This window comes from Thioalkalivibrio sp. ALE21 (assembly GCF_003208255.1).
Classification (GTDB): domain Bacteria; phylum Pseudomonadota; class Gammaproteobacteria; order Ectothiorhodospirales; family Ectothiorhodospiraceae; genus Thioalkalivibrio; species Thioalkalivibrio halophilus.
Window position 1 is genome coordinate 1 of the sequence record NZ_QKMA01000022.1, and the last position, 22,762, is coordinate 22,762.

Below are 22,762 nucleotides of genomic sequence, written 5' to 3' on the forward strand. Positions count from 1 at the left end.
ATCCATACCAAGGGAAACACTGATCAATGTACACGCTCGCGCTCGAGTCGCTTTTGCGTGGGAACAAGGCGCGGCGACCGCCGTGCAGTCATTCTGCACAAGGGAGCCGCAACGCCGTGCGCGCGCAAAAGCGGCCGAGCCCCTGCATTCAATAACTTGTGGGGGTTGGCACCCCGGGTTCCCCGATCCTGCGTTGCGGCCCTTGCCGGTAGAACCACTACCGGCTGCGTACCGCGCCTTGTCTCGGAAAACCCGGGGTGCCAACGCGAGCGTGTACATTGATCAGTGTTTCCCTAGGTATCGACGAGAATCATCCCGCCATCGGGCGCCGGCGGGGAACCGCCCCCAGGTCGGGCTCGCTGCCACCCAGTTGCGCGAGGCGACGGGCGCTCTCGCGTTCCACCAGCGCCCGCAGGCCTTCCCGAACGAGGACCGTCTTCTCGGTCACCCCCGTCATGCGTCGCGCTTCTTCCAGCAACTCGTCGTCGATGTTGATCGTTGTCCGCATGGCTCCTCTCCCACGACTCCGACCGGACCGGCCGCGTTCCTCAATGCATAGACAGGTACGCCATCCGATGCCATTTTATGCATACATGCCTCGCGGGTTACCCTCAAAGTTCACCGCGCTCGGCCAGCGACACGGCGGTATCGCCGATGATCAGGTGGTCCACCAGACGCACGTCGACCAGCGCCAGCGCCTCGCTCAGACGCCGGGTGATCAGCGCATCCGAGCGTGAGGGCTCGGCCACGCCGGAAGGATGGTTGTGCGCGAGGATGACCGCGGCGGCGTTGTGGTGCAGTACCCGCCGCACCACCTCGCGCGGGTGCACGCTGGCGCCGTCGATGGTGCCGCGGAACAGCTCCTCGAACGCCAGCACCCGGTGGCGATTGTCGAGGAACAGCACGCCGAAGACTTCGAACGGGTAGTCGCGCAGGCGCGCACTCAGAAACCGGCGGGTGGCCGCCGGCGAGGTCAGCGCCTCGCCACGCTCCAGGTCCGCCTCCAGGTGGCGGCGGCCCATTTCCAGCACGGCCTGCAGCTGGGCGTACTTGGCCTGTCCCAGACCGGGCGCCGCACAGAACCCGGCCTCGTCGGCCTGCAGCAGCGGGCGCAGCCCGCCGAAGCGGGACAGCAGGTCGCGCGCGACATCCACCGCACTCTTGCCGGTCACGCCGGTGCGCAGAAAGATCGCCAGCAGTTCGGCATCCGACAGCGCGGCGGCACCGCGCTCCAGCAGTTTCTCGCGCGGGCGCTCGCCCGCCGGCCAGTCCGTGATGGCCATATCCACCTCCCTGTGGTCCGTATCCGGTTCGATCCTGCCCCGCCCGCCCGACGCGCGCAAGCCGCGACGGCGGGCCCGCTGTTAGAATCTCCCCGATGAACCAAACGACCTGCAGCGACGGGGACTCCGGCGGGCCACGCATCCTGGTGGGGGTCAGCGGCGGCATCGCGGCGTACAAGGCCTGCGAGCTGGTGCGCGAACTGCGCCGCCGCGGCTGCGCGGTGCGCGTGGTGATGACCGCGGGGGCGCAGGCCTTCGTCACCCCGCTGACCTTCCAGGCGCTGTCCGGCGAGCCGGTGCGCACCCATCTGCTGGACGCCGAAGCGGAATCCGGGATGGACCACATCGCCCTGGCGCGCTGGGCCGACCACGTCGTGGTCGCCCCCGCCAGCGCGGACCTGATGGCGCGCATGGCCCAGGGGCTGGCCGACGACCTGCTGACCACCCTGCTGCTGGCCACCACCGCCCCGGTCACCCTGGCCCCGGCGATGAACCACCGCATGTGGGAGCACCCGGCGACCCGTGCCAACCACACCACCCTGCGCGAGCGCGGCGTGCGGTTCGTCGGGCCGGACAGCGGCGAGCAGGCCTGTGGCGAGCAGGGCGCCGGACGCATGGCGGAACCGGCGAACATTACTTCCGCCCTGCTGGATACAACCCCCGGCCCGCTGCAGGGCCGCCGTATCCTGATCACCGCCGGGCCGACCCGCGAACCGGTGGACCCGGTGCGCTACCTCGGCAACCGCAGCTCCGGACGCATGGGGTTTGCCGTGGCCGCCGCCGCGCGCGATGCCGGCGCCCGGGTCACCCTGGTGCACGGACCCTGCGAGCTGGCGGTACCGCCCGGCGTGCAGGCGCATGCGGTGGAAACGGCGGCGGAGATGCATGCGGCCGTACTGGAGGCGCTGGACGGCACGGAGGTGTTCATCGCCACCGCCGCGGTGGCCGACTACCGGCCCGCCACCCCGGCCGCGCAGAAGCTGAAAAAGACCCGCGAAGACCTGACGCTGGAACTGGAACGCACCCCGGACATCCTCGCCGACGTCGCCCGGCGGGTCGACGGACTTGCAGCGCGGCCGCTGCTGGTCGGATTCGCCGCCGAGACCGGCAATCTGCGGGAATACGCCCGCGACAAGCTCGTCGCCAAGGGCCTGGATCTGGTCGCCGCCAACCGCGTGGACGGCGGCCGGGGCTTCGGCCACGGCGACAACAGCCTGCTGTGCCTGTGGCCCGACGGCGAACGCGAACTGCCACGCCAGCCCAAGGACCGCCTGGCCCGCGAACTGATCAACCTGATCGCCGAGCGCCTGCAGACGCACCCGGCCAACCCCTCTCCGACCCAAGGAAACTGACGCATGCCCGCCCCGGAAATCGATCTGAAGGTCCTTGATCCGCGCATGGGCACGGACTTCCCGCTTCCCGCGCCCGCCACCGAGGGCTCCGCCGGCGTGGATCTGCGCGCCATGCTGGAAGAACCGCTGAACCTGGCCCCCGGCGAAGCCGAGCTGCTGCCCACCGGACTGGCGGTGCACATCGCCGACCCGGGCTACGCCGGCATGATCCTCCCGCGCTCGGGCCTGGGCCACAAGAAGGGCCTGGTGCTGGGCAACCTGGTCGGACTGATCGACGCCGACTACCAGGGCCCGCTGATGGTCTCCGCCTGGAACCGCAGTGATGCACCGATCTCCATCGACGTCGGCGACCGCATCGCGCAGCTGGTCATCGTGCCGGTACTGCAGCCGCGGTTCCGCGTGGTGGATGACTTCGAGCAAAGCGAGCGCGGTGCCGGCGGCTTCGGTTCATCCGGCCAGCGCTGACGCCGTTCGCCCGCACCGCGGCCCCGCGCCGGGTGATAAACTCCGCCCCCGAACGTCAACCGGACCCCCAGCCATGGACACCGACACCGCCCATTCCGTCGCCCATGTCCTGATCGAGGCGCTGCCCTACATCCAGCGTTTCGCAGGCAAGACCATCGTCATCAAGTACGGCGGCAACGCGATGACCGAGGACCACCTGAAGGCGAGCTTCGCGCGCGACATCGTGCTGCTCAAGCAGGTGGGCGTAAACCCGGTGGTGGTCCATGGTGGAGGCCCGCAGATCGGTGACCTGCTGGACCGCCTCGGCAAGAAATCGGAGTTCGTCGACGGCCTGCGGGTGACCGACCGCGAGACCATGGACGTGGTGCAGATGGTCCTCGGCGGGATCGTCAACCAGGAGATCGTGTCCCTGATCAACCGTTACGGCGGCCGCGCGGTGGGCCTGACCGGCAAGGACGGGCAGATGATCCGCGCCACGCCGCTGCGCGGCGAGGATCCCGACGTGGATCTGGGCCATGTCGGTCAGGTGGAAGGCGTGGATCCGGCCATCGTGCATACCCTCGACCACAGCAGCTTCATCCCGGTGATCGCGCCCATCGGCTTCGACCGCGAGGGGCGCGCCTACAACATCAACGCCGATACCGCGGCGGAAAAGCTCGCGGTAGTGCTGGACGCGGAGAAGCTGTTCCTGCTGACCAACACCCCCGGGGTGCTGGACGGCGCCGGCACGCTGCTGCCGAAGCTCTCGGCCCCGCAGGTGGACGAGATGATCCGTGACGGGACCATCCATGGCGGCATGATCCCCAAGATCCGCTGTGCCCTGGATGCGGTGCGCAGCGGCGTGAACGCCACCCACATCGTCGACGGCCGGGTGGAGCACGCGGTGCTGCTGGAACTGCTGACCGACGAGGGCGTGGGCACCCTGATCAGCCGCTGACCCGCCGCGCCCGGGCACGGCGCGGCGGGGTGCGCTCAGTCCTCCTCCAGGACCAGCTCGCGGAAATCCTCGGCGTCCGCGTCGAACTGCGCGTTCATATCGTCGATACGGGCCTGCTGGCGATCCAGGTAGGAACGTTCGCGCTCCAGACGCCCGCGAACGTCCTCCAGCTCGCTGGAATAGCGCTGCTGGAGGCCGGGATCATCCCGATTGCGGCTCTTCTGTTCCTCGATGCGGTCCCGCTCACGCTCCAGCCGCTCGGCCTGACGTTCACTCAGGCGGATGTTGTTCTCCAGCGCCTGTACACGCCGTTCACGCTGGCGTTCGATCTCGTCGAGCGAATCGTAGGCCCGCTCCAGCTGGCGCTTGCGGGCCGCCTGGCTGCTGGCATTACCCTCACCCGACTCCTGCGCCTGCTCGGCGCGCCGGCGTTCCTCGGCCGCGGCCTCGCGTTCCTCGGCGGTGGGCGGGGCCGGCACCACCTCGCGCACGAAGCCCTGGCGGTCGTACACTTGCCGCTCGCGGTCGCTGGCCTCCGGCTGCGGGGTGTTCGAGAAATGCACCGTGCCGTCATCATCCACCCAGCGATGGATGTCGCCGGCCACCGCCGGTGCCACCGGCATGGCCAGCAGCATGGCCAGCGCGCCGAGCAGCACCCCGACACCCATCCCGTTCCCGTACATTGGTCCGCTTACTCTCATGTCCATCCTCGAGCATCTCGGGCTCGCGCTCGTGGCCCTCATCGCCAACGGATTCTCTGCGCTGGCGGGCGGTGGGGCCGGGCTGCTGCAGCTGCCCGCCCTGATCTTCCTTGGCCTGCCCTACCCCGTGGCCCTGGCGACTCACAAGATCGCCACGGTGGCCCTGGGGGCGGGCGCTGGCCTGCGACATGTGAAGGAAAGCACATTTTCCCCGGCTCGACTAGGGGTCATCCTGGGGGCCGGCGTACCGGGCGTACTGCTGGGGGCCTGGCTGGTGCTGGAGATCCCGCCACGCGCCGGGGAGATCGCCCTGGGCCTGCTGACCGTCGCTCTGGGCTGGTATTCCTGGCGGCGCCCGCAGCTGGGACAGACGCGCCGGATCATCTCCGACAGCCTCAATCACGCGCTGATCGGTGCCGCCGGGCTGTTCGTGATCGGCATCCTCAACGGTTCGCTGGCCTCGGGCACCGGCCTGATGGTCACGCTGTGGCTGGTGCGCTGGTACGGCATGAGCTACACCGAGGCCGTCGGCTACACCATGGTCCTGGTGGGTCTGGTGTGGAATGGTGCCGGCGCGCTGATGCTGGGCACCTTCGGCACGGTGCAGTGGGACTGGCTGCCGGCGCTGCTCCTCGGCAGCTTCATCGGCGGCTATCTGGGCGCCACGCTGGCGATCCGCTACGGCAACCGCCTGGTCAAACGCGCGTTCGAGGTGGTCACGGTCCTCACCGGCATCGCACTGCTGCTGCCAGTCCCGTAACCTCAGCCGCTGCCGTCACCCGTGGGGACATCGCAGCGATTGAGCAGATCGAAGTGCTCGATCCCCTCGAGGATGCCGCGCGCGTGCGTGGCGCGGGCAAAGCAGATCCGCTTGAAGCCACGCAGAGACTGCAGTTCGGGCTGGTGGTTACCCACCACCACGCCCAGCAGGCGCCCGCGCAGCATGTCCTCGTCGTTGCCCGAATCGCCGGCGACCAGTACATGCTCCAGCGGGATGCCCCACTTGTCGGCGAAGTAGCGCACCGCCAGGCCCTTGGAGGCCCGCACCGGCAGCAGATCCAGGAAGCGCTCGTGGGAATAGATCACGTGGGCATGCAGATCGGCCCGGTACAACCGGGTCTCGATGGTTTCCACGTCGAGGGTGCCGGGCGGTTCGACGAAATAGCTGACCTTGTGCGAGCGCTGGTCGATATCGGGCTGAGGCACCAGGCCGGACTCCGCGTCCAGCGCCTCGCGCAGGCGCTCCGGCTCCCAGCGATGGCTGATGTGCCGGGCCCAGCCACGATCCGGGGTCTGTTCGGACCCGTAGTGGATCTCGCTGCCCACCGAGGTGATCCAGACGTCCGGCATCGGCACGCCGTGTTCCTCCAGCACCGCGGCGGCGGAATCGATGCGGCGCCCGGTGGCCACGCCGAAGGCGACCCGCTTGCGGTTGCGCCGCAGCCAGGCGACAAAGGCCCGGGTCGCCTTCGTGTCGCCCAGCAGGGTGTTGTCGATATCGGTAATCACCGCGCGGTCCACGTTCGCCAGCCGGCCGGATACCTGGCGCTGTTCGTGCCGCACCTGGCGCACCTCGCGCGACAGCGAGCGCAGCAGGCGAACGTATTTCTCCGCATGGCCGTCCCAGGAATAGTGCTTGCGCACGCCCTTGAGCCCGTCCCGCGAGTAGCGCTGCCAGCGCGGCCGGTCGGCCAGGATCGCCTGGATGGCGTCGGCGATGCCTTCGGGATCCTGCGGGTCGATCAGCAGTCCGTTGTGGCAGCGCGAGATAATCTCCTCCGGGCCGCCGTCGTTGGTGGCCACGATGGGCGCACCGCTGGCCGCCGCCTCGATCAGGGTCAGGCCGAACGGCTCGGTCAGCGCCGGGTTCACGAACACCCCGCGGGTGGACGCGACCAGGCGATAGAGATCCGGCACGTCATCCGATCCGTGGTGCTTGGGACAGGCCACCTTGCCATACAGGTCGTGGCGGTCGATGCGCAGCAGGAGATCGGTCAGGACCTCACGCGCGCCCTTTTCCAGATCGCGGATGTCGTCGCGGTTACCGGCCACGATCAGCAGATTGGCGTTCTCGCGCAGCCATTCGTTACCGGCATAGGCATCCACCAGGCCGCGGATGTTCTTGCGCTCGTCGGCGCGCGACAGCGCCATGATCAGCGGCCGGTCGGGCTTTTGCAGGAAACGCCGGATCTCGGGCCAGATCGGCGGTTTGCGCTCACCGCGTTTCGGCGGGTGGAAGCGTTCGAGGTCGGTCCCCGGCGGGATCACCTCCATGCGCTCGGGCTGGTAGTTGTCGTAGGTGGCGTACTGCTCGTCCACCTCCTGGCGGGTGCTGGCGATCACCCGGTGGGCGTGCGCCAGGGCCTCCTCCTCGGCATGGATACGGGTGGAGATGTTGTAGCGTGATTCGATGTCCTTCTCGGACAGGCCGCTCTCGCGCAGGCGCTCCCGCTTGACCCGCCCCAGGGAATGCCCGGTCTGCAGCATGGGCACGCCCAGCAGATTGGACAGCCGCACCGCGACTTGCCCGGCATCGGCGTAATGGCCGTGGACCACGTCCGGGCGCAGACCCACCCGGCGAATATGCGCCAGGGCGTTGTCGGCGAAGCAGTCGAGATACGGCCAGAGCTTTTCCTTGCGCAGGTAGCGCTTCGGGCCGCTGTCCAGGCGCACGATATGGGCACCATCGCCCAGATCCTCCACCGGTTCGGCATAGTCATCGTCGACCCGGCTGTCGACCACGCGCCGGGTCAGCAGGTCCACCCGCCCCACCTGCGGGTGCCGCGCCAGGGCGCGGGCAAGCTCGACCACGTAAAGGGTCTGGCCGCCGGTATCGGCGTCGCGTCCGAGTTCCAGGTTTTCGCCCCGGATGAGGCCATGCACGCTAATCAGAACAAGATAAAGGCCTTCGCCCTGACGGGCCTTGCTCTGAGTCTTTTTCATGGGGTCTCCGGCTCCGGACTGTCGAACAGTGACAGGGTTTCGGGGTTATCGATCATCGCCTGGGACAGCAGCACCGCGGTCGCCGACCAGGTCTGGCGATAGTTCGCCCGGCGCCCGATCAGGCGGCCATGGCGCCCGTCATAGTATTCCGGCCAGTCATCCCGGTGGAGCCGCTCGGCCGCCACCGCATGCACGCTGCGGGCGAGATCCGGCCGCCCGACGCGCATCGCCGCCCCGGTAAAGGCCCACAGCAGCGCCGGCCAGTTGCCGCCGTTGTGATACGACCAGGGGGTATTCTTCGGGTCGGACCCGGTGAGCAGGCGCCATTCCTCGCCCATCATCGCCGGGTAGCAGATCTTGACCGGCATGGTACCGATCAGGTCCTCGAACCGCTGCTCGAAGGTCTGCATGATCAGGCGCGACTCGTGTTCGTCCGCCAGCCCGAACAGCACCGCCAGCAGATTGCCGAAACTGAAGAAACGGAAATCCATGCGCCCCGGCCCCAGGTTGCCGACCAGATAACCACTCTCCGAGGGGATCCAGTCCACCAGCCAGTCGGGGATGCTCTCGGGATAGATGTTGAGCGCGTTCTCGGATTCGTGGCCGAAATGCTCGGTGCGATAGCGATGGATGGCGTTCAGCCGCTCCAGGTCCAGCCAGTAGTAGTGGCGGATATAGTCGGCCAGCTGGCGGGCACGGATCGCGGACTGTTCACACAGCTGCTCGGAATCGGTATCGCAGGGCTCCAGCATCGCCAGCGCCGCCTTGAGCATGCCGTAGAACAGCGCCTGGATCTCCAGCGGATGCCCGTAGACCCCCATGCGCCGGTCGATCATGAAACTGCCGTCCGGCACCAGCAGGGTCGGGAAGACCTCGAAGCGGTCCTGCAGGCAGATGCTGAGGATCAACCGGATGCCGCGCTGCACGTCCGGCGACTTGATGAACTCGTGGTCACCGGTCCGGTTCTGGTAGGCCCGCGCCAGCAGCACCCACCACATCATCGAGTCTACCGGAGCCACGCGGCCGATCGCGCGGTCACCAAAATCGGCGGCCAGGGTCTCGCGCCCCTTCGGGTCGGTCACCACGCGGAAGCTGGCCGGCATCACCCGGGGCAGGCGACGGTGACCCTCGATCTCCTCCTGGGTATCGCGGATGCGCAGGATCAGGCCGAGGAAATCGCGCACCACCTCGGGTTCGTCGTGCAGCAGATAGACCAGCCCCGAGGGCACGAAATCACGGATGAAGCAGTCGGCATAGTTTTCCGCCGGGGCGCGGCTGTCGAGGCTGGCCACCGTGCCGACGGTGCGCCCCTGATAGCGCACTTCGGCATCACGCAGCAGCTGGGCGGCCGCTTCCAGCGTGGGATTGCGGGCATCATGCGGCAGAGTCGTCATGGTCCTCAGTTTAGTGAAGCCCGGTCCGATGTGCACATGGACGCCTCCACAACCCGCAGGAGGTCGGCCCCCTGCCGACCGTGCACCAGCCGCCCCGCCGCAGGAGGCGAGCCCTCTCGCCGATCAGGCCCATTCCGTGCCCCAACGGCCGGGGCCAACCTCCCGCCGACATCGGCCGGAGGGCCGGCCTCCTACGGCACCTCGGGATCGGGATGCACCGGTGCCGGTGGCTCGGCCGCCGGGCGCGCGAACAGAAAGCCCTGACAGTAATCGACCCGATCACGCAGCCAGCGCCATTCACCCGCGGTCTCGACCCCTTCGGCCACGATACGGATGTCCAGCTCGCGCGCCAGTTCGATGATCTTGCCGAGGATCTTCTGCTGATATTCGTCGGCGTCGATGCCGCGGACCAGCTCGCGGTCGATCTTCACGAAGTCCGGTCGCAGCTGCGACAGCAGGTTGAGCGACGCATAGCCCGCGCCGAGATCATCCAGGGCGACCCGGAAACCGGCGTTGCGATAGCGATCGATAATGCGTCGCAGGTGTTCGGTGTCGGTAATCTGGTCACTCTCGATCACCTCGAACACGAAGCCCGCGGGGGCGGGGACATCCGGCGCGATACCCCGGATCTCGCGCACCGTTGTCTCGAGACAGAACGCCGGGTCGTAGATCGCGGTGGGATTGAAGTTGATGAACAGCTGGTCGCGGATTCCGCGCTCGGTCGCACGGCGGATCGCATTGATACGCGCCGCGCGATCGAGGTGGAACATCATCTCCGCCGCCCGTGCCTGATCGAACAGGATGTTCGGCGGGATCAACTCCCCCGCCGGCGAGCTGGCCCGCACCAGCGCCTCCCAGGCGAACACCTGATCCGGCCGGGCCGCATGCACGATGGGCTGAAAATGAAAGTCCAGGGCATCGCTGGCGAGTATGGCCGCCAGATCGCGCGCATTGTGCCGGGCGATCAGCGTGGACAGCAGATGCGTATCCTGCAGGTGCTCCACGCCGAAGCGTTCGCCGTCGGGGACGAAGGTCGCGCGGCACCCGTTCTGCTCCGAATGGCTCAGGGCCTCGTCGAGACGCGACAGGGTCGCCCCCAGGTCGTGCTCCGGATCCACGGCCACCGCCAGGATCCCCGAAGCCGGTTCGCTGCAGGGGAAGCGCTCCTCGATCAGCCGCTGGCGCAGAGTGGCACGGGTATGCGCCAGCACCGGCGCAAGGTAGAGAGTCCCCGCACCGGTCGGAAGGACGTTGATGCGTTCACAGTCCGGACAGCTCAATATGGTCTCCTCGCCCGTGGCCATTCGCTTCGCTGGTGGAACCGGCTCGCAAGATAACACTAATTTCCGCGGAGGCACCGACATGACCGACCACCCGCATCCCGACACCCCCGTCGACGAAGACGAACTGCGCCGGCGCCTCACCCCGGAGCAGTATCGCATCGCCCGCCAGGCGGGCACCGAGCCGCCGTTCACCGGCGAATACCACGACCACAAGGCCTCCGGTCGTTATCACTGCGCGGTGTGCGGCGCTGCGCTGTTCGACAGCACGACGAAATTCGATTCCGGCAGCGGGTGGCCCAGCTACACCGCGCCGGTCACCGCCGAGGCCGTTTCCGAACACCGCGACGCCTCGCTGGGCATGGAACGGACCGAAGTACGCTGCGCCGCCTGCGACTCGCACCTGGGGCATGTCTTTCCGGACGGTCCGCCGCCCACGGGACTGCGCTACTGCATCAATTCCGCGGTCCTGGCATTCCAGCCACGCAAAGGAAACGGCCCGGAGTAGAAACCACACGCTGAAGTGTCTAGAGTGGGAGCAGTCGACCTTTCATGGAGCAGTTCGCCATGTTTTTCAAGCCCTCTCGCCTTACTCTCGCCCTGTTCTCCGCCGGCCTGCTGGCACTCTCCGGTCAGGCTGCCGCCAGCACCGGAGACACCGCAGAGCCCGGTGACATGGAACTCGATCCCGAGGCCGAGGGGTACGAACCGCCGGGACGCTCCATCTATTTCTACGTGGACGCCCTGGATCTCGAGGAACTGGCGGCGAAATACGCCCGCGACGAGATCCACGTCATCGACGTACGCACGCGCTACGAATACGACACCCTGCGTATCGACGGCGCACGGCACGTGAGCATCGACGACGAGGACTTCGTCGACAAGGTGCTCGAGATCCACGAAGAGGACCCGGACAAGCCGGTCGCCTTCTACTGCCGGGGCCATACCTGCTTCATGAGCTACCAGGCCGTGGAACGCATGAAGGCCGCCGGCTTCGACGACGCCATGGCCATGGATTACGGCATCTTCGACTGGGCCGAGAATTACCCCGAGGACACCGCCCTGTTCGGGGAGGCGCCGATCGAACGGGCCGATCTGATCGATTTCAACGAATTCCGCGAGCGCCTGTTGCCGCCGATGGAGTTCTCCGAGCGCGCGCAGCGCGACAATGCCCGGGTGCTGGACATCCGGCGCCCGTTCGAACAGGACCAGGTCGGTCTGTTCCTCAATTCCGAGACCAACATCCCGGCGGGGGACACCGAAGCCCTGGAGGATTACCTGGAACAGGCCCGCGACTCCGACGCCCCGCTGCTCGTGTATGACATCACCGGGCACGAAATCAAGGCGTTCCAGTACACCCTGGAAGAATACGGGATCGAGGATTACTACTTCATGGAAGGCGGTTTCAAGGGCTTCCAGGAGGAAGTGCTGCAATAGCCCCGCTTCCGGGTAGCGCACCGACCAGGCCATCCGGTGCCCCGACGACCGGGGGCCGGCCCACCGCCGACATCGGCCGGAGGGCCGGCCTCCTACCAACCGGGCACCCATCGACACCCCCCTTGTAGGAGGCGAGCCCCCTCGCCGATCAAGCCCAACCGCTGCCCCGACGGCCGGGACCGACCCACCGCCAACATCGGCCGGGGGGCTGGCCTCCTGCCGATCCGCCCCGGGATCCCGGCCCGCAGGGAAGACAAGCACCCTCGAAATACTGCAAACTGCGTCACATAATTGTGGCCAGTCGCCGTCCGCGACCGGCGCAACGGGCCCATTACCCGATCGGACACCCACACATGAAAGGACTGCTCGGCCGCTTCCGGGACCGCACCCCCCGATGCCTGGGTCTTGCCTGCCACGACCGGGGCTTCGGGCTCGCGCGGGTCGAACCGGATGCGGCGTACTGCGACACCCACGAGGACCCGGACGCCCTGGAACAGACCGTCCGCCGCCAGCGGCTGGGCCGCCATTCCGCGCATCTCGTCCTGGACGAGGGGACCTTCCGTCTGTTGCCCACGGAGCAGCCCGATGTCCCGGAAGCAGAACGGCGCGAAGCGATCCGCTGGCAGGTCGCGGACCTGGTCGACTTCGACGTCACCCACGCGGTCATCGATTTCTGCCCGATGGGCGACGGGGTCAGCCACCACGGAAAACCCATGGTGTTCGCGGCCGTAGCCCCGGCGGACCACGTGCGCCGGGCCATTCACTCGGTGCGCCGGGCCGGCCTGCGCGTGGCCAGCGTCGGGCTCCCGGAACTCGCCCTGCGCAATCTTGCGGCACGACTGCCCGAGGCAGTCAGCGGCCTGGTGCTCCTGTACGCGCGAGCCCGCTCCGCCACCATCCTGCTGGTGTACGGCACCCACCTGTTCGTGGCGCGGCACGTGGACGTGGCCATCGATGACGACGGCGCTGGCGGCCCGGACACGCTGCTGCTGGAGATCCAGCGTGCGCTGGACTACTACGACGGCCACTTCGCCCTGCCGCCGATCCGGAACCTGGCGGTGATGGGGGACATGCCGGTGGAGGACGAGGCCCTCGGTTACCTGAGCAGCCAGCTCCGGATGGAAGCCCGCTGGATCCCGCTGAGCCGCTTTGCGGAGGGCCTGCCGGCAGGCGGAGCCGGCTGCGCCCGCGCACTGGGCGCGGCGTTCGGCCCACCGGGGCCATCTCCCGCCCCGCCCCCGGAAAACGCTGCCGGAGGCGGCTGACATGCACCAGAGCCTCGACCTGTATCGGGAAGAACTCGACCTCCGCCGCGAATGGCCACCGCGTTGGCGCCTGCTGCTCCTGTTCGCGGTCTCGCTGCTGCTGGGTCTGTTCCTGTGGACAGTGGAATACCGGGCGGCACAGGAACGCGCCGAGGAGCTGGCCTCGGCACGCGCAGAACAGCAGGCGGCCGAGGAACGCCTGATGGAACTCCGGGACCTGCGCGACACACCCGAGGTTCGTTCGGAACAGGCCGCCGCGGAACGGGCCGAACTTCGCCGCGAACAACTGGCGGAAGCCGAGGCGCTGCTGCAGGCCCGTCTGGACCAGGCCCGTGCCTCCGCCCCGGCGGAACCCCTGACCGGTCTGGCCCGGGCGGCGGCCCGCCCCGAGGCCACGAACATCTGGATCGAGCGCATGCATATCGACGGCGACACCGGCGAACTCGCGATCGAGGGCCGCGCCCTGCGGGCCGATGACCTGCCGCCCTATCTGGAAGTACTCGGAGAAACGGGCGCACACGAGGGCGAGCCCGAGTTCGAACTGCACGCCGGGGAAGACACGCTGAGGTTCGTCTTCCGGCCCGGGAGGACACCCCGTTGAAGATGCCCGTCGCAGCCGCCCTGGAGTCGCTGGATACACGCGTTCGCGCGCTCTCCGGGCGCGAACGCCTGCTGCTTTACGGCGCCGTGCTGCTGACGCCGTTCCTGCTGATCTTTCAGTTCGCGGTGGTCCCTCAGGAGCAGCGCCTGGCAGAGCTCGACGAGCGCATCGAACAGACCCGTACCGACACCCGGACCCTGCTGGAACAGACCGGCGAGATCGCCGTACAGGACGACCCGCTGCAGATGTTCCGGCAACGCGAACGCGAGGCACGGGAACAGGCTGCGGAGATCGAACAGCGCCTGCAGACCGCCGCGCAGGATCTCCTCGGCCCCGACCGCACCGCACGACTGCTGCGCGAACTGCTGGCGGAGCGCGGGAACATCCGGCTGGACACCCTGGTTCGCCGCAGTCCCGAAACCATGACGCGCGGAGAGGATTCCGGCATCCGCATCCGCAGCCACCGCATCGAGCTGGCGATGACCGGCGACTACCTGAGCCTCCTGCGTTACATACGCCATCTGGAGGCAATGCCGGTGCTGTGGCTGTGGGGCGACACCGAACTGACCCTGGTGGATGGCACGCCCCGGCTGCGCCTGGCAATGGACGCCATGGACCTGGACGGGCTGGAGGACACGCCATGAATCGGTGCTCCCTCCTGATGCCGGCGATCCTCGCCTGCGGGCTTTTCCCGGCCTGGGGGGCCTCTTCCGCTGTGGCGGAAGAACTGGCCGACCCCACCCGACTGCCCGCAGTACTCACCGCGCCCGAGCCGGCTGCCGTCCCGGACCCCGCTCCCGACGCCGCCGAAGCCCGCGAAGAACCCGACACCCGCCTCGCGGAGCTCCGTGTCATCATGGTGCGGCTGCAGGGCGACCGGAACGTGGCCCGGGTTCAAGACCCGGATGGCCGCGAGAGTGAGGTGCATATCGGCGATACGGTCGACCGCGCCGAGATCCTGCACATCGAACCCCGGGGTATCGTGGTTCGCACCACCGATGGCGAAGAGCACCGTCTGTCCGTTACCCCCCCTGTCGAAATGGAACTCAGGAGACACCCATGATCCGGCTCCCGGCCCTGCCCTGGCTGCTGCTCACCCCCGCCATCGCCTTCCTCGGCGGCTGCGCCGCCCCCGGCGAACTGGGCTCGGATGCACGCGATCGCACCCAGCAGAGCCTGGAGGACATGGAACGGCCGGTGCCCCGGCCCATCCCGACACCGCCCCCGGAACCGGCGGCCCGCGACACCGGGGAGCCGCCGCTCGCGGAGCCCGACATCCCCCCCGACGAGCCGGTGTTCGACCTGCGCGTGGAGGATGCCGAGGCCCGCGGATTCTTCTACACGCTGGTGGAGGACACCGCCTACGGCATGGTCGTGCACCCCAAGGTGGAGGGCCGCATCAGCCTGCAGCTCAACGCCGTGACCGTGCCGGAGATCCTGGAGATCGTCGAGGAGACCCACGGCTACGCGATCACCCGCCGCGGCTCCACCTTTCGCGTCGGGCCCGCCGGCCTGCAGACCCGCACCTTTTTCGTGGACTACCTGAACGTCAACCGCGAGGGTCAGACCGGCCTGCAGGTCAGCGCCGGACAGCTCGCCGCCGACGAGGACGAGCCGGAGACCTCGGGGACGACCATCCGCACCAGTTCCGAATCGCATTTCTGGGGTGACCTGCGCGATTCCCTGGAGATGCTGGTGCTGGGCGAAGAGGGGAACGACCGCGAGGGCCGCCGGGTGGTGGCCAGCCCCAACACCGGCGTGATCGCCGTGCGTGCGCGCCCGGACGAACTCCGCGACGTGGCCGGGTTCCTCGACGCCGTACAGGAATCCGCGCAGCGTCAGGTCATCCTCGAGGCCAAGATCGTCGAAGTGGCGCTCGGATCGGAATTCGAGGCCGGGATCAACTGGTCACGCCTCAACCAGATCGCCGGCGGCGAACTGCGGATCGGGCAGGCCAGCCCCGGATCCCTGGCGGATTCCCGACGGACGCCGATCGAGGGCGACATCGGGACCATCGGCGAGGTCACCGGAGGCCAGTTCGAGGCCCTGGGCGGTATCCTGACCGCGGCCTACAGCGGTACCGGGTTCAACGCCTTCCTCGAACTGCTGGAAACCCAGGGGGACCTCACCGTCCTGTCCAGCCCGCGGGTCTCCACCGTCAACAACCAGAAGGCGGTGATCAAGGTCGGGGACGACAGCACCTACATCACCGATTTCCAGCTGCGTACCGAGAGCACGGGGACCGGCGACGCCCGCACCGACCGCCTGCTTCCGGATCCCACGTTCTCCCCGCTGTTCGACGGCGTGGCCCTGGACGTCACGCCCCAGGTCGCCGGCAGCGGCGACGTCATCCTCCACGTCCGGCCGAGCGTCAGCGAGGTGCGCGAACAGGTCACCAGCTTCCGCTTCGACGGCCGGGAATACTCGTTCCCGCTGGCCAGCTCGTCCATCCGCGAATCGGACAGCGTGGTGCGCGCCGAGAACGGTCAGGTCATCGTGATCGGCGGGCTGATGCAGGACACCACCGAGGAGATCATCGCCAGCACGCCCCTGCTGAGCGACCTGCCGGTACTGGGGGGCCTGTTCCGCCACACCCGCCAGGAGCAGCGCAAGAACGAACTGGTCATCCTGCTGCGCCCCGTGGTGGTCGACGACGACGGCGAGGCCTGGGAAGACGAGATCCGGCGCAGCCGCGAGCGTATGCGCGACTGGGAAGGCGTGGACCACCGCACCCTGGAGATGTAACAACCCTCAGTCGGAATACCCCCAGCCGGAGCCGCCTTCTTCGGCATGGGGGCACCAGGCATCCAGCGTCGACTCCCCGTCACAGTCATCGCTGCTGAGATCTTCATCCAGCGCACCCGCTACGTAGACGCAGGCGTCGTAGTCGCGAGCCTGCCCGCTGGTGTCTTCCGCCGACTCCCAGTACACGTTCCCTCTGAAATCAGGTGTCCCTTGCAGGGATACGCCATTAGCAAGACATACCTCGCCTTCAATGGTCCAGTTCCCGACCCCTGTCAGCCGCACGTTATCGCCCACATACATGTTCTGAAACGTGGCACCACCTTGCCCCGGATCAATGTCATCGTCATCAAATGCACAGTCCCATTCACCTGCATCCTCATGGTCCTCGGCGCATTCGGAGGGCGGACCCGCGCCTCCGGCCGCAGCGAGGTTTACGCAGATGTTGTGCACGGCGGGGGCATCTTCCTCGACTTCGGCGCCGGCCCAGCCGCGCACCCGGGAACGATTGTCCCCCCCGCATCCGGCGTCGCCGGGCGGGGTGCAGTAAAACCATGCCCCTTCCCCGGCCCCGGACGGGGCCTCGTCACACGAAAGCCCGCCCTCGCTGATGCGCAGGATCCCGCTCTGGGCCGCGAACAGGGCCTTTTCCCCCAGCACGCGGTCGGCGCCGGTGGCCGCACCGGAACCCACCAGCGACGCGGCCCCCACGGCGATGGCGGCCACCAGCACCACCAGCAGCAGGGCCACCAGCAGCAGGCTGCCGCGCTGGCCGCGCGGGATCGCGGGCGCGTTTTCAGCGCCGGTGATAGGCATGGGTCTGCGCGACATAGCCACTCTCGGTCTCCAGTTCCAGGGCGTACAGGCGGCCGACATCGGTCGGCGTGCAGTCGAACCGGTCCACAGGATCCTCGGGGGTGCCCGCCAGCAGCACGCCGTTCAGCTCCAGCCGCCCGTTGGTTCGCACGTATTCGAGGTCGCCGCCATTGAGGGTCAAAGAACCTGCCGCGCAATCATCCACGCTCACTGCTCCGCGAAGATCCCGCGCCATACGATCCAGCGCCGCTCCGGACTCCATCTGGGTATCGGTCAGCTCGCGCGTGACGAAGATCGCCTCCACGGCCCCGCCCAGGAAGCGCGCGGCGGCCACGCCGATCACCCCGAGGATGATCAGCACCAGCACCAGCTCCAGCAGCGTGAACCCGCGGCGGCGCATCATCCATCGTCCTCGCGCGGGAACTGCAGGAACAGCACGGGCATGCCGCCGCCGGCCCGGCGGATCTCGACCTGGCTGAGCGGGTTGTCCTCCGGGACATCCGCCGCGGGTATCACCCGACATGAAACCTCCAGGTCCACGTCGTCCCGACAGGCGCCGGCCAGCACGTCGGCCCCCGCGGAATCCTCCTCGGCCCAGGCATCCGGGTCATCGCTGATTCCGCACTGCGTCTGCAGATCCAGCCCCGGTCCATCGTGGACCGCCAGCAGGGCCTCGCCGCAGCCGCGTGCCTCGCGCGCGTACTGCTCCGCGTCCTCGGTGCCCGCCACGCCGGTCAGCAGGGCGAAGGTCCCGGCCAGCCCGGCCATCGCCACCGCGATGATCACCAGCGCCACCACGAGCTCGATCAGGGTCAGGCCGCGGAAGCGATGTCCGGCGGCGCGCGCTCCGGTCCCCGGTCGATCGATCATTCAGCACCCCCCTCGTTCGACGGCCCCGGTGAGCGCCCGCACACAAACCGTGCGCGATTCCCCGCCACCGGCGAGGCTCAGAGGCACGTCAGCGTCCGGATCCAGCGCACCGAAGGGATAGCGAAACTCGAAGCCGGAACCCGAGACGGACACGCCCGAGATATTGCGCGGGCCGCTCAGGCTGGCGACCAGACAGTTACGGGCGCCGTCTATGGTCCACTGCCCCCCGTTGAAATCCACCGCCACAGCCCGGTTATGCCCGCAGACCATGGCTCCGGCGCGCGCCTGGCGCAGATCGCCGACCAGCTGGTCCTCCGCGGCCTGCAGGTCGGGCGCGGACCCCAGCAAGCCGGCCGGGATCCGCGGGATGGCCACCACGGCCAGCACGCCGAGCACCAGCAGCACGAGCACCAGCTCGAACAGGGTGAATCCGGCCATCGGGGCGGGCGGCGGACGCGGGCTCATGCAAGACTCGAATTGCGACGAATATCTCGGAATATAACAGGAGAATAGCCGACAGGCGCGTACGCCGGAGGCCACGGAGGAGGTCACTCCCGGGAGACCGCAAGGTTGTCGCAGCGCCCGGGTTTGGGCAACCTGTCACGGATTCGCCGTCCCAATGCCGCACCGGGCGGCCTTACGAGGAAGCTCCATGCGTTTTTTCCGCAAGCCGGAATCCGGCGACCAGGACCGGCCGCCCCGCGAATCCGACACGCCCTCCGACACCGGAGCGGCGACCAGGGCGCCGGCCCCTCGCCGCACGCGCAGCCTGGGCGAGACCCTGGTCGATACCGGGGTCATCACCGAGGAACAGCTGCAGCAGGCCCTGGACGAACAGCGCGATTCCGGCCGCAAGCTGGGGCGTGTCCTCACGGACATGGGTCTTTGCACCCAGGAGGACATTGCCGGGGCGCTGCAGGAACAGATGCGCCGCATCCGCATCGGTGATCTGCTGATCGACTACGGGTACATCGACGAGAGCCAGCTGGAACAGGCGCTCAAGCGGCAGAAGGAGAGCGGACGCAAGCTGGGGCAGGTGCTGGTGGACATGGAACTGGTCGACCGTCACCGGATCGTCGAGGTGCTGGCCGACCAGCTGCAGGTCCCGCAGGTCGACCTGCGGCGCTACCAGTTCGACCCGGAAGTCGCGCGCAAGCTTCCCGAGACCCTGGCTCGACGCCTGCGCGCCCTGCCCTTGTCCGAGGGTCGCGACGGCATCCTGGTGGCCATGGCCGATCCCACCGACCTGTTCGCCCAGGACGAAATCACCCGCCAGCTCGGCCAGCGCCCGCAGATCGCGGTGGTCGCCGAAGACGACCTGCTGGCCACCCTGGACCGGGTCTTCCGCCATACCGAGGCGATCTCGCGGGTCGCCGAGGAGCTGTCCGAGGAGCTCTCGCGCAGCGACTACGACCTCGACCAGCTGGTGGAGGCGGAGATGAAGGTGGACGCCCCGGTGGTCCGCCTGCTGCAGACCCTGTTCGAGGACGCCATCCAGACCGGCGCCTCGGACATCCACATCGAACCCGACGACCGGGTGCTGCGCGTGCGCCAGCGCATCGACGGCGTGCTGCACGAACACGAGTTCAAGGAGCGCCAGATCGCCGGGGCCCTGGTCTCGCGCCTGAAGATCATGGCCGGGCTCAACATCTCCGAGCGGCGCCTGCCACAGGACGGCCGCTTCAACATCCGCGTGCGCGACCGTTCCATCGACGTCCGCGTGTCCACCCTGCCGCTGCAGAACGGCGAATCCGTGGTCATGCGCCTGCTCGACCAGTCCACCGGCGTGCTGTCACTGGACAGCCTGGGCATGCCGGAGCACGTGCTGGAACCGCTGCGGCGCCTGCTGCGCGACCCGCACGGGGTGATCCTGGTAACCGGCCCCACCGGTTCCGGCAAGACCACCACGCTGTACTCCGCCCTGCGCGAGCTCAACGATCCGGAGAAGAAGATCATCACCGTCGAGGACCCGGTGGAATATCGCCTGCCCCGGATCTGCCAGGTGCAGGTGAACGCGCGCATCGGGCTGGACTTCCCCCGCGTCCTGCGCACCGCCCTGCGCCAGGACCCGGACATCGTGCTGGTCGGCGAGATGCGCGACCAGGAGACCGCGGAGATCGGCGTACGCGCGGCGCTCACCGGCCATCTGGTGCTGTCCACACTGCACACCAACGACGCCATCTCCACTCCTATCCGCCTGCTGGACATGGGCGTGGAAGGGTACTTGCTGGCGCCCTCGGTCATCGGCGTGCTGGCCCAGCGCCTGGCGCGCCGGGTCTGCCCGGAGTGCGCCGAGCCCCACGAACCGGACCCGCGCATGCTGGCCGCGCTGGAACCGCTGGACGACCGCCCGCAGGCCCCCGCGCGCTGGCAGCGCGGCACCGGCTGCAACCGCTGCAACAACACCGGGGTTTCCGGCCGGATCGGCATCTACGAACTGCTGGAAATCGACGGCGACATGGCCGCCGCGCTGCGCACCAACGACCATCAGGGCTTCGCCGACGCCGCCCGCTTGGCGCGCGGTTTCCGCCCGCTGGGGCAGGTGGCCCTGGACTATGCCCGCCAGGGACTGATCCCGCTGGACGAGGTGCTGCGCATCGCCGGCGAATCCGCCCGCCTGGATGATGACATCGGCAACCCGGGGGCCACGGGGGCCGCGCAGGGCACGGAACCGGAGACGGACACCCCGGCCCCGCCGACCGAGGAAGGCCCCGACTTCGGCGACGACGATCCGGGCCTGGTCCTGCCGGACGCCCCGCTGCGGGAGTGAGCCGCCATGCCCCTGTTCGACTACCGCATCCGTACGCCGGACGGCCGCACCGAAAGCGGACGGGCAGAGGCGGAGAACGCCGCCGCACTGGCCCGGCGGCTGAACGCCGGCGGCACCCCGCCGGTAGGGATCGAATCGGTCACCGATCCCTCCGGCGAAGGGACAGGCGCGGGCCTGCGCATGCGGGGCGGGCGCCCGCGCCACGAGGATCTGGAACTCTTCTGTCGTCAGATGCACAGCCTGACCCGCGCCGGCGTGCCCATCGTCCGGGGGCTGCAGGGCATCGCCGAGACCACCCACAACGCCCGCCTCTCCGCCGCCCTGCGCGGCATCGCCGAATCGCTGGAGGCCGGCCGTGAACTACACGCGGCCATGCGCGAGCATTCCGCCGTCTTCCCCGCGCTGCTGATCAACATGGTGCGCATGGGCGAGGACACCGGGCGCATGGAAGAGACCTTCGAGCAGCTCAGCTTCTACCTGGAACGCGAACGCGAGACCCGCCAGCAGATCAAGCAGGCCACCCGCTACCCGATCTTCGTGCTGACCGCCATCCTCGCCGCCATTGCGATCATCAACGTGGTGGTCATCCCCGCCTTCGCCGGCATGTTCGAGCGCTTCGATGCCGAGCTGCCGCTGCCCACCCGCATCCTGATGGCCACCTCGGCGTTCACCCTGGACTACTGGGCGTGGATGCTCGGGGGCATGGTGGCCGCGGTCCTCGGGTTCCGCCAGTACACCCGCAGCGGTGACGGCCGCCTGTGGTGGGACCGGATCAAGCTGCGCCTGCCGGTGATCGGGTCCATCCTGGAACGGGCCCTGCTGGCGCGTTTCGCCCGCGCCCTGACCATGGCCACACGCTCCGGCGTGCCAATCCTGGAGGGCCTGGACTCCATCGGCCGCGCCGTGGACAACGCCTGGGTCGCCGATCGCGTGGTCCACATGCGCGAGGCCCTGGAGCGCGGCGAGTCCCTGGGCCAGGCGGCCGCCGGCACCGGCCTGTTCACCCCGCTGGTGCTGCAGATGATCGCGGTCGGCGAGGAGACAGGCCAGGTCGACGACATGATGGAGGAGGTCGCCCGCTTCTACGAGCAGGAGGTCGACTACGAACTGAAGAACCTCTCCAGCGCCCTCGAGCCGATCCTCATCAGCATCGTGGGCGCGATGGTGCTGGTGCTCGCGCTTGCGATCTTCCTGCCCATGTGGGACCTGGCCGGCGCAGCCCTTTGACCGGGACTGTTGATGCGTGTCAAGTCGATTTCTGGAACTGCGTCACATTCGATGTTAGCTTTCCAATGAACGAACGGTGCGGAGACCGCCGCGCTGCCCATGCAAGGACATTTTTCCAGGGAGAAGCACCATGCATAACCCCGCCCGCCTTTCGCAGGCCCGCCATTCCCGCGGCTTTACCCTGATCGAACTGGTCATCGTGCTGATCATCATCGGCGTACTGGCCGCCGTCGCCGCCCCGCGCTTCATCGATTTTTCCGACGAGGCCGAAGAGCGCACGCTCCAGGCCCAGGCCAGCAACCTGAGTTCGGCCAACACGATCAACGTCGGGGCCTGCGCGATGGAGAACGATCAGTGTGTAACGATCACTGCATGTGGCGATGCAACGGGCCTGGTCGACGACTGGGATGGCAGTCAGTTCAACATCGCGGATGACGGGTCCGGAGAAGCCTTCAGTCTGACCACCGCTTCCTCCGGTGACATCGGCGACCCGATCGACGACTGCGGCGTGACTGCAGCGCCCTGAACGGCTTTACCCCACCGGGGCCGGTCTCCTACCGTTGAGTTATGGTCAAGTCTGGTGTATGAGTGATCGCTGGTTCAGGCGGCGCTCCGGTCGGTGATGGAGGATTCCTCGTCGTTGGTCGGTTCGGTCTGCTCGATGCCGTCGATGAACTGA

General features: G+C 68.3%; 24 protein-coding genes. 14 read left to right on the forward strand and 10 right to left on the reverse strand.

From position 1 onward, the window contains the following. Positions 1-310: 310 nt before the first annotated feature. Positions 311-508 (reverse strand): type II toxin-antitoxin system VapB family antitoxin, encoded by a 198-nt coding sequence (locus D893_RS12375; protein WP_024329316.1) that lies wholly within the window; start codon positions 506-508, stop codon positions 311-313. Positions 509-611: 103 nt separating this feature from the next. Next, complete coding sequence (radC, locus tag D893_RS12380) at positions 612-1,283, reverse strand: DNA repair protein RadC (protein ID WP_077244897.1); 672 nt, start codon at positions 1,281-1,283, stop codon at positions 612-614. A 95-nt stretch (positions 1,284-1,378) separates the two neighbouring features. Here radC and coaBC point away from each other — a divergent pair, with 95 nt between their 5' ends. From coaBC to argB, 3 genes are all read left to right on the forward strand, one after another. Further along, positions 1,379-2,635 (forward strand): bifunctional phosphopantothenoylcysteine decarboxylase/phosphopantothenate--cysteine ligase CoaBC, encoded by a 1,257-nt coding sequence (coaBC, locus tag D893_RS12385; RefSeq protein WP_110619949.1) that lies wholly within the window; start codon positions 1,379-1,381, stop codon positions 2,633-2,635. 3 nt (positions 2,636-2,638) lie between these two features. Beyond that, the gene (dut, locus tag D893_RS12390) at positions 2,639-3,100 is read left to right on the forward strand and encodes a dUTP diphosphatase (RefSeq protein WP_018946659.1); all 462 of its coding nucleotides are present in this window, start codon (positions 2,639-2,641) and stop codon (positions 3,098-3,100) included. Between the two features lie 73 nt (positions 3,101-3,173). Further along, entirely contained in the window at positions 3,174-4,037 is an 864-nt protein-coding gene (gene argB, locus D893_RS12395) for an acetylglutamate kinase (protein ID WP_024329319.1), read from the forward strand. Between the two features lie 35 nt (positions 4,038-4,072). Here the strand turns inward: argB and D893_RS12400 are convergent, their stop codons facing one another. Further along, positions 4,073-4,720 carry a DUF4124 domain-containing protein gene (locus D893_RS12400; protein ID WP_077244895.1) on the reverse strand — a complete coding sequence of 216 codons (648 nt, stop codon included), beginning with the start codon at positions 4,718-4,720 and terminating at the stop codon, positions 4,073-4,075. A gap of 16 nt (positions 4,721-4,736) precedes the next feature. Here D893_RS12400 and D893_RS12405 point away from each other — a divergent pair, with 16 nt between their 5' ends. Next, on the forward strand, positions 4,737-5,498 hold the full coding sequence (locus D893_RS12405) for a sulfite exporter TauE/SafE family protein (RefSeq protein WP_077244894.1): 762 nt from the start codon (positions 4,737-4,739) through the stop codon (positions 5,496-5,498). A 2-nt stretch (positions 5,499-5,500) separates the two neighbouring features. On the opposite strand, the gene D893_RS12410 is transcribed toward D893_RS12405, so the two are convergent. The 3 genes from D893_RS12410 to D893_RS12420 form a co-directional block, all read right to left on the reverse strand. Beyond that, positions 5,501-7,681 carry an HAD-IIB family hydrolase gene (locus D893_RS12410; RefSeq protein WP_077244893.1) on the reverse strand — a complete coding sequence of 727 codons (2,181 nt, stop codon included), beginning with the start codon at positions 7,679-7,681 and terminating at the stop codon, positions 5,501-5,503. Then, positions 7,678-9,075: a glycoside hydrolase 100 family protein gene (locus tag D893_RS12415; RefSeq protein WP_018946654.1), complete on the reverse strand. Its 1,398-nt coding sequence runs from the start codon at positions 9,073-9,075 to the stop codon at positions 7,678-7,680. The genes D893_RS12410 and D893_RS12415 overlap by 4 nt, the downstream gene beginning before the upstream one ends. A 191-nt stretch (positions 9,076-9,266) precedes the next feature. After that, complete coding sequence (locus D893_RS12420; RefSeq protein ID WP_024329323.1) at positions 9,267-10,355, reverse strand: EAL domain-containing protein; 1,089 nt, start codon at positions 10,353-10,355, stop codon at positions 9,267-9,269. 82 nt (positions 10,356-10,437) lie between these two features. Between D893_RS12420 and msrB the strand changes: the two genes are divergently transcribed. The 7 genes from msrB to mshL all read left to right on the forward strand — a co-directional run bounded on the left by msrB (position 10,438) and on the right by mshL (position 16,403). Beyond that, positions 10,438-10,863 carry a peptide-methionine (R)-S-oxide reductase MsrB gene (msrB, locus tag D893_RS12425; protein WP_018946652.1) on the forward strand — a complete coding sequence of 142 codons (426 nt, stop codon included), beginning with the start codon at positions 10,438-10,440 and terminating at the stop codon, positions 10,861-10,863. Positions 10,864-10,907: 44 nt separating this feature from the next. Next, positions 10,908-11,792 carry a rhodanese-like domain-containing protein gene (locus tag D893_RS12430; RefSeq protein ID WP_018946651.1) on the forward strand — a complete coding sequence of 295 codons (885 nt, stop codon included), beginning with the start codon at positions 10,908-10,910 and terminating at the stop codon, positions 11,790-11,792. Between the two features lie 353 nt (positions 11,793-12,145). After that, positions 12,146-13,057: a hypothetical protein gene (locus D893_RS12435; protein WP_018946650.1), complete on the forward strand. Its 912-nt coding sequence runs from the start codon at positions 12,146-12,148 to the stop codon at positions 13,055-13,057. A gap of 1 nt (position 13,058) precedes the next feature. Continuing rightward, entirely contained in the window at positions 13,059-13,658 is a 600-nt protein-coding gene (locus D893_RS12440; RefSeq protein WP_018946649.1) for a hypothetical protein, read from the forward strand. A 2-nt stretch (positions 13,659-13,660) separates the two neighbouring features. After that, positions 13,661-14,302, forward strand: coding sequence for a hypothetical protein (locus D893_RS12445; protein ID WP_038036088.1), 642 nt, complete (start codon positions 13,661-13,663; stop codon positions 14,300-14,302). Beyond that, positions 14,299-14,721: a hypothetical protein gene (locus D893_RS12450; protein WP_018946647.1), complete on the forward strand. Its 423-nt coding sequence runs from the start codon at positions 14,299-14,301 to the stop codon at positions 14,719-14,721. Before D893_RS12445 ends, D893_RS12450 begins: the two co-directional genes overlap by 4 nt. Beyond that, entirely contained in the window at positions 14,718-16,403 is a 1,686-nt protein-coding gene (gene mshL, locus D893_RS12455; protein WP_077244890.1) for a pilus (MSHA type) biogenesis protein MshL, read from the forward strand. Before D893_RS12450 ends, mshL begins: the two co-directional genes overlap by 4 nt. 6 nt (positions 16,404-16,409) lie before the next feature. On the opposite strand, the gene D893_RS13865 is transcribed toward mshL, so the two are convergent. Genes D893_RS13865 through D893_RS12480 form a run of 4 tightly spaced genes read right to left on the reverse strand, consistent with a single transcriptional unit; the run spans position 16,410 to position 18,551 of the window. Then, positions 16,410-17,216 (reverse strand): hypothetical protein, encoded by an 807-nt coding sequence (locus D893_RS13865; protein ID WP_210434106.1) that lies wholly within the window; start codon positions 17,214-17,216, stop codon positions 16,410-16,412. Continuing rightward, positions 17,197-17,619 carry a prepilin-type N-terminal cleavage/methylation domain-containing protein gene (locus tag D893_RS12470; protein ID WP_026288934.1) on the reverse strand — a complete coding sequence of 141 codons (423 nt, stop codon included), beginning with the start codon at positions 17,617-17,619 and terminating at the stop codon, positions 17,197-17,199. Before D893_RS12470 ends, D893_RS13865 begins: the two co-directional genes overlap by 20 nt. Beyond that, the gene (locus D893_RS12475) at positions 17,616-18,086 is read right to left on the reverse strand and encodes a prepilin-type N-terminal cleavage/methylation domain-containing protein (RefSeq protein WP_018946643.1); all 471 of its coding nucleotides are present in this window, start codon (positions 18,084-18,086) and stop codon (positions 17,616-17,618) included. Before D893_RS12475 ends, D893_RS12470 begins: the two co-directional genes overlap by 4 nt. Next, positions 18,087-18,551, reverse strand: a complete 465-nt coding sequence (locus D893_RS12480) for a prepilin-type N-terminal cleavage/methylation domain-containing protein (protein WP_110619950.1) — start codon at positions 18,549-18,551, stop codon at positions 18,087-18,089. It abuts the gene before it with no gap. A 187-nt stretch (positions 18,552-18,738) separates the two neighbouring features. On the opposite strand from D893_RS12480, the gene D893_RS12485 reads away from it, so the two are divergent. From D893_RS12485 to D893_RS12495, 3 genes are all read left to right on the forward strand, one after another. After that, positions 18,739-20,856 carry a GspE/PulE family protein gene (locus D893_RS12485; protein ID WP_018946641.1) on the forward strand — a complete coding sequence of 706 codons (2,118 nt, stop codon included), beginning with the start codon at positions 18,739-18,741 and terminating at the stop codon, positions 20,854-20,856. A gap of 6 nt (positions 20,857-20,862) precedes the next feature. Continuing rightward, positions 20,863-22,083 (forward strand): type II secretion system F family protein, encoded by a 1,221-nt coding sequence (locus tag D893_RS12490; RefSeq protein WP_018946640.1) that lies wholly within the window; start codon positions 20,863-20,865, stop codon positions 22,081-22,083. Positions 22,084-22,213: 130 nt separating this feature from the next. Then, on the forward strand, positions 22,214-22,609 hold the full coding sequence (locus D893_RS12495) for a prepilin-type N-terminal cleavage/methylation domain-containing protein (protein WP_110619951.1): 396 nt from the start codon (positions 22,214-22,216) through the stop codon (positions 22,607-22,609). The last annotated feature ends 153 nt before the right edge of the window (positions 22,610-22,762 follow it).

Coding starts and splice junctions, on each gene's coding strand:
- D893_RS12375 (WP_024329316.1), bottom strand. CDS start 508: ATGCGGACAACGATCAACATCGACGACGAGTTGCTGGAAGAAGCGCGA.
- radC (WP_077244897.1), bottom strand. CDS start 1,283: ATGGCCATCACGGACTGGCCGGCGGGCGAGCGCCCGCGCGAGAAACTG.
- coaBC (WP_110619949.1), top strand. CDS start 1,379: ATGAACCAAACGACCTGCAGCGACGGGGACTCCGGCGGGCCACGCATC.
- dut (WP_018946659.1), top strand. CDS start 2,639: ATGCCCGCCCCGGAAATCGATCTGAAGGTCCTTGATCCGCGCATGGGC.
- argB (WP_024329319.1), top strand. CDS start 3,174: ATGGACACCGACACCGCCCATTCCGTCGCCCATGTCCTGATCGAGGCG.
- D893_RS12400 (WP_077244895.1), bottom strand. CDS start 4,720: ATGTACGGGAACGGGATGGGTGTCGGGGTGCTGCTCGGCGCGCTGGCC.
- D893_RS12405 (WP_077244894.1), top strand. CDS start 4,737: ATGTCCATCCTCGAGCATCTCGGGCTCGCGCTCGTGGCCCTCATCGCC.
- D893_RS12410 (WP_077244893.1), bottom strand. CDS start 7,681: ATGAAAAAGACTCAGAGCAAGGCCCGTCAGGGCGAAGGCCTTTATCTT.
- D893_RS12415 (WP_018946654.1), bottom strand. CDS start 9,075: ATGACGACTCTGCCGCATGATGCCCGCAATCCCACGCTGGAAGCGGCC.
- msrB (WP_018946652.1), top strand. CDS start 10,438: ATGACCGACCACCCGCATCCCGACACCCCCGTCGACGAAGACGAACTG.
- D893_RS12430 (WP_018946651.1), top strand. CDS start 10,908: ATGGAGCAGTTCGCCATGTTTTTCAAGCCCTCTCGCCTTACTCTCGCC.
- D893_RS12435 (WP_018946650.1), top strand. CDS start 12,146: ATGAAAGGACTGCTCGGCCGCTTCCGGGACCGCACCCCCCGATGCCTG.
- D893_RS12440 (WP_018946649.1), top strand. CDS start 13,059: ATGCACCAGAGCCTCGACCTGTATCGGGAAGAACTCGACCTCCGCCGC.
- D893_RS12445 (WP_038036088.1), top strand. CDS start 13,661: ATGCCCGTCGCAGCCGCCCTGGAGTCGCTGGATACACGCGTTCGCGCG.
- D893_RS12450 (WP_018946647.1), top strand. CDS start 14,299: ATGAATCGGTGCTCCCTCCTGATGCCGGCGATCCTCGCCTGCGGGCTT.
- mshL (WP_077244890.1), top strand. CDS start 14,718: ATGATCCGGCTCCCGGCCCTGCCCTGGCTGCTGCTCACCCCCGCCATC.
- D893_RS13865 (WP_210434106.1), bottom strand. CDS start 17,216: ATGCCTATCACCGGCGCTGAAAACGCGCCCGCGATCCCGCGCGGCCAG.
- D893_RS12470 (WP_026288934.1), bottom strand. CDS start 17,619: ATGATGCGCCGCCGCGGGTTCACGCTGCTGGAGCTGGTGCTGGTGCTG.
- D893_RS12475 (WP_018946643.1), bottom strand. CDS start 18,086: ATGATCGATCGACCGGGGACCGGAGCGCGCGCCGCCGGACATCGCTTC.
- D893_RS12480 (WP_110619950.1), bottom strand. CDS start 18,551: ATGAGCCCGCGTCCGCCGCCCGCCCCGATGGCCGGATTCACCCTGTTC.
- D893_RS12485 (WP_018946641.1), top strand. CDS start 18,739: ATGCGTTTTTTCCGCAAGCCGGAATCCGGCGACCAGGACCGGCCGCCC.
- D893_RS12490 (WP_018946640.1), top strand. CDS start 20,863: ATGCCCCTGTTCGACTACCGCATCCGTACGCCGGACGGCCGCACCGAA.
- D893_RS12495 (WP_110619951.1), top strand. CDS start 22,214: ATGCATAACCCCGCCCGCCTTTCGCAGGCCCGCCATTCCCGCGGCTTT.